This is a genomic window from Nocardia sp. NPDC057663 (assembly GCF_042799895.1).
GTDB lineage: Bacteria > Actinomycetota > Actinomycetes > Mycobacteriales > Mycobacteriaceae > Nocardia.
Genome location: NZ_JBHVHX010000017.1, coordinates 132,366 through 142,558, shown reverse-complemented (window position 1 = coordinate 142,558; position 10,193 = coordinate 132,366). Strand labels below are relative to the sequence as shown.

Here is a 10,193-nt window from a genome sequence, read left to right as displayed (position 1 = left end):
GGATCAGGTTCGGCGTGATGATGCCGGCACCACCGGCCGCGGCCAGGTCGCGGGACAGGAGGGGCCGCGAACTCGAGCGCGCCAGCGCTCCAATAACCCTGTCGGTGGGGCATGACATCATGCGAGCACCATGGAACTACGCAAGGGCGCGCATGCGCCGGTCCCGACATCGCTTCTCGCCGTGGTTCTTTCATGGCGGTCGGCACATGCCGTCGATGCGCATGCGCTGCTGGTCACCGAGTCGGGGCTGGTGCGCGGTGACCGGGATTTCGTGTTCTTCAACGCGCCGCGGCATGCCTCGCAGGCGGTGACGCTGGATCAGGAGCCCGCGCCGGGGACCGCGCGGTTGAGTGTGTCGCTGCCGCGGACCGAGGTGGAGGTGGCGCGCATCGTCGTCAGCGCTTCCCTCGATGAGGGCACCTTCGATCAGCTCACCGATCTCACGTTGACCGTGCACGCCGCCGACGGGCCGGTCGCCCAGTTCGTGCTCGACGGCATCGAGGACGTGCAGGCGATGATGTTCGGCGAGTTCTACCGGCGCGACGGGCAGTGGCGGTTCCGGGCGATCGGCCAGGGCTGGTCCGGTGGGCTGGCCGGGCTGGCCACCGAATTCGGGGTCACCGTCGACGAGCCGGCCGCCGGACAGCCCCGCGCCGAGCGATCCGGAACCCCTGCGCGGTCGGCTTCGGCAGCACGGCAGGCGTCGTCACGCACCGCCGATCGCGCGGAGTTCGCCCGGGTCCCGCACGGCGACACGTCGGCCGCGGCCGAGTTCTCCGACTCCGATCACGACACCACCGCCGATCCCGGCACACACGCACACACCGGGCGGTCGCCCTCGCGCCCGCCTGCCCTCACCCGCCGCGTCATCGATGTCCCGCCGCCGCCACCGCCGAACCCGGAACTGGCTGACTGGCATCCCGACCCGCAGGTCCCCGGGCAGTTGCGCTGGTGGGACGGCGACGAATGGACGACGAGCACCCGCCCGCACGTCCAGGATCACCGCGTCCGCTGCCCCCGCTGCGGTAACCCGCTGCGCCGCAAAATCTTCGGCGGACACGGCCAATGCCGGTCGTGCGCGGACGAGGTGGAGGAATTCCTCACCCACTGGCGCAACCGGGCCCGGCGGGTGCTCACCGGCCCCGGCACCCTGTCCGAGGACTGGCTCGAGGTGTGGGCGGCGTTGCGCTACCAGCGCATAGACGAAGAGCGCGGACGCGCGGTGCTGCGTGATTCCGGGCTGACCCAGGTGGAGCGGATGGTCGCCTTCGCCTTCGCCGACGGCGAGGTGTTCGCCGACGAACTGGACGCGTTCGAGCACATCGTCAGCGAGCTGGCCCTGTCCGGCCCGATCGTCGACGACCTGCGCCGCCGGATGCACCGCGGCCGCACCCTGTCCCGGCTACGCGCGGGCGAACTGCCCACCGTCGACACTCCCGGCCTGCACCTGGACCCCGAAGAGCGGGTGCACCTCGACCTGCCCGCCGTGCACATCAGGATGCTCGCGCGCGGCCCGCGCAATACCGAGGGCCGGCTGATCGGCAGCTCCAAGAAGCTGCGTTTCGTCGGCGACGGCACCGGCATCGAACTGCCGTGGAACCGGGTGGTTTCCGTGCACCCGGAGCACGGCACCGTGGTGCTGGCCGCGACCTCGGCGCGCGGCGGCGCCACCTTCGGGGTCGCCGACCCCGACTATGTGGCCGCCGCGCTGGAAGGTGCGCTGCGCGTGGCGAAACGCCTGGTCCTGACGCCGGGACAGCGCGACAGCCGCAGCATCCCGCAGGATGTGAAAGCCCAGGTGTGGCAGCGCGACGGTGGTCGCTGCGTCGAGTGCGGTGACGGCCACTACCTGGAGTTCGATCACATCATCCCGCTCAGCCGCGGTGGTGCGACGAGTGCGGCGAACCTGCAGATCCTGTGCCGGGCCTGCAACCGCGCCAAGGGCGCCCGGATCTAGCCGACCCGGCCCGCCCGCGACAGCAGGTAGGAGCGCAGGACCAGCCGGAGTTCGTCGACGAGCGCCGGGCGCTGCGCCGGGTCCGCCTCGACGATCAAGGGCATCATGCCGCGGACGAGCTGGATGGCCACGGTGGTGGCGCGCCGGCGATCGTCGGGCGCGAGTTCCGGGAAAGCGACGCCGAGCAGTGTCTCGAAGCGCGCGTGCAGCGCGCCGTGTGCCGGTGCGACGGCCGCGCCCAGCGATGCAGGCATGTCGGTGCGCGCGAAGAGCGCCTTGAAGCCGGGGTGGGCGACGTTGAACTCGACCAGGGTGTCGAGCACCGCGCCCAGCAGGGCGTCGATGTCGAGTCCGGCGGATTCGTCGGGGACTTCGGCGCCGAGTGATTCGAGTTGTCCCCGGTAGAACTCGGCCAGCGCGGCGGCGATCTCGTCCTTGTTCCGGAAGTACTGATACAGCGAGCCGGGCGAGATGCCTGCGGCGGCGGCGACCGCGTTCGTGGTGGTTCCCTCGTATCCGCGCTCGGCGAAGACAGCCGCGGCCGCGCGCAGGATGTCCTCCATCCGGCGGCGACCGCGTTCCTGACGGCGCACCTCAGCCATGTTCCTCCTGTTGAAAATACGAGCAATCGCTCGTATCCTCTTTTGCGAGCGCTCACTCGCATTTTTCGCAGCCTAACAGAGGGGCCGCTGTGCTCGGATCAATCCTCACCCGTCGCCCACGTGCCGTGCTCGCGGTGGCGCTGGCCGTGTTCTGCCTGCTCGCCGTCGTCGCGAGCGGCGCGCTGGACAGCTTCGCACTGAACCGTTTCGAACGACAGAACTCCGAATCTTCCTTGGTACGAAGAGATCTCATCGACACCTTCGCGACCGGAAGCCCCAACATCACGATGCTGGTGACAGCGACGGACGGCGACGTGCGCGGCGACCACGTCACCGCGATCGGTCAGGCGCTCACCGATGAACTCGCCGCGCTCCCCGACGTCGTCGAGGTCCGCTCGTTCTGGCAACCCGGCGCCCCCGAGACGCTGGCGAGCAGAGACTTCCGGCATGCGCTGATCCTGGCCGTAGTGCCGGGCGATGCCGACCATGTCCGGCGGGTGGTGCTGCCCGCGATCGAGACCGCGTTGCTCACCGAGGTCGATCCGGCGGTGACGATCACCCTGGGTGGCGCCGACGAGGTGTTCCGCGAGGTCGCGGCCCAGGCGTCGACCGATTTCCTGCGGGCTGAACTGATCGTGCTCCCGCTGGTGCTGCTGCTGTTGTGGGCGGTGCTGCGACGGTGGACCCTAGCCCTGGTGACGATCGGCATCGGGTTGTTCTGTGTGGTCGGCACGCTGGCGCTACTGCGGGTCGCGACCGTCTTCACCGAAATCTCCACCTTCGCCGCGAATATCGCGCTGGTCATGGGCATCGGACTCGGCGTCGACTACGGGCTGTTCATGATCTACCGGTTCCGGGAGGAGCTGGCGGCCGGAGCCCAGGTCCCGACCGCGGTCCGGCGTGCCGTCGCCGGCGCGGGGCGAACCATCGTGTTCAGCGCAGTCACCGTCGGCGCGAGCCTGGCGGTGCTGCTGGTCTTCGGTTTCCCGTTCCTGTCGTCGTTCGCCTACGCCGGTATCGCCGTCGCCGCGGTGTCGGCTCTCGCCGCCGTCGTGATCCTGCCCGCGGCGCTGTACCTGTCAGGGCACCGGGCGGTGCCCGCCCGTCCCGCCCGTGCACTCGACCGTGGATTCTGGTACCGCATGGCCGACAACGTCATTCGTAGACCGGCGGCGACCGGCGGCGCCACCCTGCTCGTGCTGCTCGCGCTCGGCGCCCCGGCGCTCGGCATGAACTTCGGTGCCCCCGACGACCGCGTGCTCGGCGGAGCCCCGCCGGTGCGTTCGATGTACGACACGATCCGCGCCGACTTCGCGACCGAGGAAGCCGACGCTCTCCAGGTTCTAGCCCGGCAAGCCGATCCAGCCGGGGTGGGGGTCTACGCGGCGACGCTGTCGTCGGTTCCCGGTGTGCTCCGGGTGGATTCGGCGGCGGGTTCGTTCACCGACGGCACCGCGGTCCCAGGGCCGCCGTCCACCGGCATGTCCGCCGGGCAGACGACGTGGCTGCGCGTTCTGCCGACCGGCGAGCGGCTGCTGGCCGACCCGAGCGGTCTGGTCGCAGAGATCCGCTCTGTGCCTGCGCCTTTCGCTGTAGCTGTCGGTGGCTACCCGGCCGAGCTGGCCGACTACCGCGACGGCATCAGCGCGCGACTCCCCCTCGTCGCCCTGCTGATCATGGCAGTCACCTATGCGGTGTTGTTCCTGATGACCGGCAGCGTGCTCGCTCCGCTGAAGGCAGCGGTGCTCAACATGCTGTCGATGTCGGTGATGTTCGGCGTGCTGGTGTGGGGTTTCCAGAACGGTGCGCTGGCCGACGTTCTGGGCTTCGCCCCCACCGGCAGCGTCGAGCCGAGCATTCCGATCCTCATGTTCTGCATCGCCTACGGGTTGTCGATGGACTACGAGGTCTTCCTGCTCGCCCGGATCAAGGAGGACTACGACCGCACCGGTGACCCGATCGGTTCCATACCCCGTGGCGTCGCGCGCTCGGCCCCGCTGGTGACCGCCGCCGCCCTCATCCTGGCCGCTTCGTTCGCGGTGTACAGCACCGGCGAAGTGGTCTTCCTGCAGCAGTTGGGCATCGGCATGGCGCTCACCGTCGCCGTGGACGCCACCCTGGTCCGCGGCGTGCTCGTCCCAGCGTTGATGCGCCTGGCAGGGCGGGCAAACTGGTGGGCACCCGGGCCGCTGCGCAGGCTGCACGACCGCTTCGGGCTGCGCGAGGTGCAGCACGCCGACGGTTCCCCCGACCGGAACGGGGTGCTGGTGTGAGACACCGCGAGCGACTCCGCCCGCGGTGCGCTCGCGGCGGCTAGCCGAGGATCGCGTTCATGATGGTGCCACCGCTGGTGGCCACCACGCCGCCGATCATCGCGCCCGCGATCATCTTCGGCGACTCCATGGCGCTGCCGTTCCACTTCTCCCAGGCGAACTTTCCGCCCGCGACCGTGATGGCCAGCACACCGGACAGGATCATGAACCAGGTCAGGTACTGGACCATTTGCATGATCTTGTCCGACAGCGGCGGTGCCTCGGGCGTAGGGTTGCTGACCTGCGCGAACGTCGTGACAGTCTCGGCCATCGACGTCAGAATGATGCTCATAGCCTGCTCCCCTTTTCGCGTGACGCGAACTGCGTTCCAGCACTGCCGTATTCGAACGAGTCCAGGATACGGGCGCGAACCCCCAGCACACCAACAAAACCGATCGGTCCGCTCCGAGTGGGCGGCTGCGGCACCCGATTCGACCGGATAACATCAGCGACAGCAGTTCATCGCCGTTCCCCCCGAGTACCGAGTGAGAGCAAACATGATTCTGGCCGCCGTCACCGATACCTTGGCGCAGATGGGCAATCCGACTCCCGAAGCACCCCCGATGTCGGACAAGATCTTGCAGCTGGTGCGTTATTTCACCTGGTTCATCCTGCTGTCGGGCGTCATCGCCATCACCTACGCGGGCGGCAAGTTCGCCTGGGAGAAGTGGACCGGCGGCGGGCTCGAGTCGCCGAAGATGATCGCGGGCGCGATGATCGGCGGCGCGGTCGCCACCAGCGCGGGCACGATCATGAACGCCATGCTCTGATCCCTGTCCGCTCGGGACGGTCCGGAAGATTCCCGGGCCACCTCGACCGGCAAGGCACCCGACGACCCGAGTTCTGTTGTTCAGCAAGAGAACTCGGGTCGTCTGGCGTGCGGGGTTCGAGTGTCGGCACATGGCAGCTACCTCCTTGTCGTGTGGCGGGGCGAATCGGCTAGGTGTACAGGCGGTCCAGGAAGGCGTACAGGTTCTCGCGGACCCGCTGCGCCTTCTCCTCCGGTGTCAGGTCCTCGCGATACCGGCTGCCCAGCGCGGGCCGCTTCTTGTTACGGGCATACAGCGAGCAGGCCAGATCCGTGCAGATGTAGCTGCCGACCGTGTTGCCGCGCCGTCCCGATTCCCCGGCTTTGTTCGCGGTCATCAGCGAGACGCCGCCGCCGGTGTGGGTGGTCAGACAGAACGCGCACATCTGCGTCTTGCCCGATCCGCCGGTCTCGTGCCGCAGGGCGACACCGACCAGTTCGCCCTCGCGCGGGACCGCGAGGTAGCAGCGGCCCGGGTAGGACGGGTCGCTCCAGCCGAGGAAGTCGAGATCGTCCCAGGGGCGAGCATCGAGGTCACGCGGCACGGACAGGCGTTTGGCGTCCCCTTTCGAGCAGTTGACGAACGACGACCTGATGTCGCGTTCGGTGACGGGTTCCATGGAGTGCCCTTTCGGTGTGTCGGTCACAAACGGTAGACACGCTAACGACGTGCTGTGAGCGCTGACAACCGAGTTTTTCAGCACGCAGCGCGCGCCGTCGTCAGCTCATCGCAGAGCGGGTTCCAGCACCGGGTAGTCGGTGTAGCCTGTGGCGTCGCCGCCGTAGAAGTACTCGTCACGGAACTGGTTGATAGGGGCGCCGTCACGCAGGCGGGTTACCAGGTCCGGATTGGCCAGGAACGGACGACCCAGCGAGATCAGGTCGGCGCCCGCGGCGAGCAGTGTCTCGGCGGCCGCCTTACCACCGTCGACGGGCAGCGGTTCGCCCCAGCCGAGCATCGGATTGGCGATGAGCCGGCCGTTCCAGCCCGCGCGGATGCTCCGGAACACCGGCGACGCCGGATCGGCGAAAACGACGTGCAGGTAGGCGAGCCCACGCCCGTCCAGTGCCTCGACCAGCGCGGGATACAGTGCCGCCGTATCGGTTTCGGCGATGCCGTTGGCTCCCACGCCGGGCGCGATCCGCACCCCGACCCGCTCGGGACCGACCGCGGCGACCACCGCGGCGACGACCTCGAGCGTGAACCGGATCCGGTTGTCGATCGACCCGCCGTACTCGTCGGCGCGCTGGTTGGTGTTGCCGGCCAGGAACTGATGCAGCAGCATCCCGTTGGCGCTGTGCACCTCGACGCCGTCGAAACCGGCCGCGATGGCATTGCGGGCGGCGGTAGCGAAGTCGGCGACCGTCGCGCGGATCTCCTCGACGGTCATCTCGCGCGGCACGACCGCGTCCTGCGGACCGCTCGCGGTGTGGATCGGCGTGCTCAGCCGGATCGGCGACGGCGCGAGTGGGACCGATCCGATGTTATCCGGATGACCGACGCGCCCACCGTGCTGGATCTGCAGAAACGTCCGGCCACCCGCGCCGTGGATCACCTCGGTGACACCGCGCCAGCCCTCAATCTGTGCGTCGGTGTAGATGCCGGGGATGCCCGCGAAGGTGGTGCCGACGCGGTTCGGGCTCGCCGCCTCGGCGATGATCAGCCCCGCGGTGGCGCGCTGGGCGTAGTAGGCGGCCATCAGCTCGGTCGGGCTGCCGTCGGCGGCGGCGCGGTTGCGCGACATGGGCGCCATCACCAGACGGTTCGGCAGCGTGAGCGCACCGAGGTTGGCGGAATCGAAGAGGCTGGGCAGGGCCTGCTGACCTCGGACAGAACACCCGGCGGCCACCGCGACTACCCCGAGCGAGCGGTCGACCGCGTCATCCACATCCAAGAGCTCTACGCGGCCGGCCTGTCCAGCAAGAAGATCGGCCAAATCCTCCCCTGCATGCGCGACGCCGACGGCCGTGCCAACGAACGCGCCACCCCAGAACTGGTCGACGAACTCCGCACCGAACGCAACCGAATCGACCGCACCATCGCCGATCTCCTCCGTTCTCGCGACGTCCTCGACGAGGTGATCGACCGAGCAGCCGACGGCCTGCCCGCTCCGCGCTGACGGGCTCACGCAGCACCCATGCGCGAGGCACCTAACCGATGGGATACGTCCGTTCCAAAGGCTTCGACCGAGGCGTTCACCGCGCAGACTCTGGCAGTGCTGCGGACGAGGCAGATCGAGCCCGACGACCCACGGGTGAATCCGCACGGGTCGGGCATCTCGTTGGACACCTGGTCGGGCCCATGATCGCGAGGAGGACGAGGAATGCGCGAGACTCCGGAACCGCGCGAACTCGGCTGTCGGTCGACTGCAGTGTGCGACTGGATCATTGGGCGACCGTTATCGCTACACTGCTACGGTGGCACCGAGGGGGGGATGCGTATGAATGACTTCGCCGTGCAAGTTGCCAGCCTTGACGGATTCGGGTTGGATTTGCAGGATCTGGGGACGAACTTCTCGTCGAACGCCTCGCGGATGTTGTCAGAACTCTCGCTTCCCCGTGGATCGGCCGGGCTGCTCGGCTCGTTGACGTCGTCGTTCGAGAATCTTCAAACGACACTGTCTGCGGTGCATCAACAAGATCTGACGAGCCTTTCTTCCTATCGCACCAACCTCGCCACGGCGTCACGTCAGTTCCAAGGAACCGACGACTCGTCCGCGCAGGCGATCTCAAGCCTGTCTGCGAGCACAACCACCGATCAGGCCGCCGGAGCATCCGGCGGCGATGCGGGCATCACCCGCTTCAGTGGCCTTCAGTTGCCAACGCTGCCGGCGGTTGCGGACGGCCAGTTCACGGTGCGGCAGGTAGTCGATTCGGCGATCGAGTTGCTCACACAGTTCGACGAACCGTTGAGTCGAGTGATCGGCGTCAAGCCTGCCGCGGACTACCTCGCCCCGCTCGCGGCGGACTGGGAAACGTTGGAGACCCTCGGTGGTCGAATCATGCAGCTCGGCATCAACGACTTCGTCGCGTCGGAGAACCTGGCCAGCGGCGTCCGATGGCTGCAAGGCAGCTGGTCTGGGAGCACAGCGCAGGCCTTCGCGGCGAGTACGAGCAGCCTCGGACAAGCCGTCGCCACCCGTAGCTCCGACCTCGATGTCGTGTCCAAGATCGTCACCAACGGTGGCGCATGCCTCGAACGACTGGTCTACAACCAGGCTATGGGCTGGAGCGGCGGGCTGACCCAGTCGATGAGCTTCCTCGGCTTCACTTTGCCACTCGGGGCATGGGCACAACAACGTGTGGTGGGAGAGCAGCATTGCAGCGCCCTCCTGATCCCCCACTCCCCGCCGACCGCGCAGTGTACGGCTCGAAAACCAGCGCAGGGGACAAGACCGAGGCCGCCGCAGCCAGTGTCGATGCTGCCGCCGCGAAATCCTGGTTCGACGTCAATGGATGGGAATTCTCCGAGGACATCTTGGGGGCCTACCTCGACAACAACGGACCCGATTACATCTACGAGATCAGCTCGGGCCGCTTCGAGCGGGTGATCGCCACCAGCGGCGCGAGGGAAGCAATCAAGATGTGCTTGCAGGAAATCACGGACCAGGCCCGGCAGAATCCCCAGATCGGCGTCACACGAGAATTGACCTCTGGGTGGCTCGGTGTGCAACCAGGGGAAGATCCCGATATCGCCAATGCGTTGGGTCATTACGATATAGCAGTCAGCAGTGACACCACCATCCACGAAGCGGACGGTGGCTTTCGGGCTGAGATCATCTACAAGAGCTATGTCTACGAGTTCTACAACTTCGACAAAGATGAGGGAATAGGCATCGGAACTACTGTCAACAATGAGATGCGGCACCTTGAAGAAGCTGGTTGGGCACGGAGTTTCCGCGTCCACGGCGAGGCTACGAGACTCTTGAGGCAGTTCGAAAACCTATGAGCTACTTCGATAGACAGGCTATCGTCCTGTACATCACCGCGTGCACCATCTCTGCAGGAGTCGGGGGATGCTCCTCCAATCAGGAGCAGCAGATCAGCCACCTGTCACAATGTGCAAATATAGCCTTCCCGGAGGGTGCGGATGTCGTTTGGTACGAGCATGACACTCGTTTCAGGGAGTCGACGTCAGTAGCCGTGGTCGATATTCCAAACGGGTCGATCGACGATTTCAAGCAGCGCTCCGGCTTTGCGGAGTTTGCTCCCGGGGTTCCCTTGTCGTGGAAGTCGTACTGGGACACAACGCAATTGAATGATCCGCTGACGACTGATGCTGGTAATGAGCACTCGATAGAGGGTTACCGGGATCCGAGGCGATACGTCGTCATCCACGACGGTGGCGGCGAGACGCGACGGGTCTTCATCCATACTGATTGCTGACGCGCGCAGGTCATCGTGATGACGCCATCGACCATAGTTCGCCGGATGGTACGACCGGCCTTGACGGACATAATCCGGCCAGAAGGCCGGGACAACCGCCGATCCGGCGACGGCGGTGAACCTGTGAC

The 10,193-nt window shown here is 67.0% G+C and carries 11 protein-coding genes; 7 read left to right on the top strand and 4 right to left on the bottom strand.

Translation table 11 applies throughout. The features are described from left to right. Window positions 1-130 precede the first annotated feature (130 nt). Window positions 131-1,957, top strand: coding sequence for a TerD family protein (locus ACFVAV_RS27740; protein ID WP_379038441.1), 1,827 nt, complete (start codon window positions 131-133; stop codon window positions 1,955-1,957). Here the strand turns inward: ACFVAV_RS27740 and ACFVAV_RS27735 are convergent. Then, on the bottom strand, window positions 1,954-2,559 hold the full coding sequence (locus tag ACFVAV_RS27735) for a TetR/AcrR family transcriptional regulator (RefSeq protein WP_379038440.1): 606 nt from the start codon (window positions 2,557-2,559) through the stop codon (window positions 1,954-1,956). The two genes, ACFVAV_RS27740 and ACFVAV_RS27735, sit on opposite strands and share 4 nt — an antisense overlap. Before the next feature lie 89 nt (window positions 2,560-2,648). On the opposite strand from ACFVAV_RS27735, the gene ACFVAV_RS27730 reads away from it, so the two are divergent. Continuing rightward, entirely contained in the window at window positions 2,649-4,832 is a 2,184-nt protein-coding gene (locus ACFVAV_RS27730; RefSeq protein WP_379038439.1) for an MMPL family transporter, read from the top strand. A 40-nt stretch (window positions 4,833-4,872) separates the two neighbouring features. Here ACFVAV_RS27730 and ACFVAV_RS27725 read toward each other — a convergent pair whose 3' ends face one another. Then, a complete protein-coding gene (locus ACFVAV_RS27725; protein WP_378856344.1) occupies window positions 4,873-5,163 on the bottom strand; it encodes a hypothetical protein in 291 nt (96 codons plus the stop codon). 205 nt (window positions 5,164-5,368) lie between these two features. On the opposite strand from ACFVAV_RS27725, the gene ACFVAV_RS27720 reads away from it, so the two are divergent. Then, window positions 5,369-5,641, top strand: a complete 273-nt coding sequence (locus ACFVAV_RS27720) for a hypothetical protein (RefSeq protein WP_379038438.1) — start codon at window positions 5,369-5,371, stop codon at window positions 5,639-5,641. Window positions 5,642-5,810: 169 nt separating this feature from the next. Here the strand turns inward: ACFVAV_RS27720 and ACFVAV_RS27715 are convergent, their stop codons facing one another. Both ACFVAV_RS27715 and ACFVAV_RS27710 read right to left on the bottom strand, forming a co-directional pair. Further along, complete coding sequence (locus ACFVAV_RS27715; protein WP_379038437.1) at window positions 5,811-6,299, bottom strand: FBP domain-containing protein; 489 nt, start codon at window positions 6,297-6,299, stop codon at window positions 5,811-5,813. 105 nt (window positions 6,300-6,404) lie between these two features. After that, a complete protein-coding gene (locus tag ACFVAV_RS27710) occupies window positions 6,405-7,568 on the bottom strand; it encodes an alkene reductase (RefSeq protein ID WP_379038436.1) in 1,164 nt (387 codons plus the stop codon). Window positions 7,569-7,628: 60 nt separating this feature from the next. On the opposite strand from ACFVAV_RS27710, the gene ACFVAV_RS27705 reads away from it, so the two are divergent. The 4 genes from ACFVAV_RS27705 to ACFVAV_RS27690 all read left to right on the top strand — a co-directional run bounded on the left by ACFVAV_RS27705 (window position 7,629) and on the right by ACFVAV_RS27690 (window position 10,065). Continuing rightward, entirely contained in the window at window positions 7,629-7,799 is a 171-nt protein-coding gene (locus tag ACFVAV_RS27705; RefSeq protein WP_379038435.1) for a hypothetical protein, read from the top strand. A 321-nt stretch (window positions 7,800-8,120) separates the two neighbouring features. Continuing rightward, on the top strand, window positions 8,121-9,230 hold the full coding sequence (locus tag ACFVAV_RS27700; protein ID WP_379038434.1) for a hypothetical protein: 1,110 nt from the start codon (window positions 8,121-8,123) through the stop codon (window positions 9,228-9,230). Then, window positions 9,227-9,628: a hypothetical protein gene (locus ACFVAV_RS27695; protein ID WP_379038433.1), complete on the top strand. Its 402-nt coding sequence runs from the start codon at window positions 9,227-9,229 to the stop codon at window positions 9,626-9,628. The genes ACFVAV_RS27700 and ACFVAV_RS27695 overlap by 4 nt, the downstream gene beginning before the upstream one ends. Further along, window positions 9,625-10,065: a hypothetical protein gene (locus ACFVAV_RS27690; protein WP_379038431.1), complete on the top strand. Its 441-nt coding sequence runs from the start codon at window positions 9,625-9,627 to the stop codon at window positions 10,063-10,065. The genes ACFVAV_RS27695 and ACFVAV_RS27690 overlap by 4 nt, the downstream gene beginning before the upstream one ends. Window positions 10,066-10,193: the final 128 nt, after the last annotated feature.

Bases quoted from the DNA above. Each gene is read 5' to 3' on its own strand.
- ACFVAV_RS27735 (WP_379038440.1), bottom strand. From the start codon at position 2,559: ATGGCTGAGGTGCGCCGTCAGGAACGCGGTCGCCGCCGGATGGAGGAC.
- ACFVAV_RS27690 (WP_379038431.1), top strand. From the start codon at position 9,625: ATGAGCTACTTCGATAGACAGGCTATCGTCCTGTACATCACCGCGTGC.
- ACFVAV_RS27715 (WP_379038437.1), bottom strand. From the start codon at position 6,299: ATGGAACCCGTCACCGAACGCGACATCAGGTCGTCGTTCGTCAACTGC.
- ACFVAV_RS27700 (WP_379038434.1), top strand. From the start codon at position 8,121: ATGAATGACTTCGCCGTGCAAGTTGCCAGCCTTGACGGATTCGGGTTG.
- ACFVAV_RS27720 (WP_379038438.1), top strand. From the start codon at position 5,369: ATGATTCTGGCCGCCGTCACCGATACCTTGGCGCAGATGGGCAATCCG.
- ACFVAV_RS27705 (WP_379038435.1), top strand. From the start codon at position 7,629: ATGCGCGACGCCGACGGCCGTGCCAACGAACGCGCCACCCCAGAACTG.
- ACFVAV_RS27725 (WP_378856344.1), bottom strand. From the start codon at position 5,163: ATGAGCATCATTCTGACGTCGATGGCCGAGACTGTCACGACGTTCGCG.
- ACFVAV_RS27740 (WP_379038441.1), top strand. From the start codon at position 131: ATGGAACTACGCAAGGGCGCGCATGCGCCGGTCCCGACATCGCTTCTC.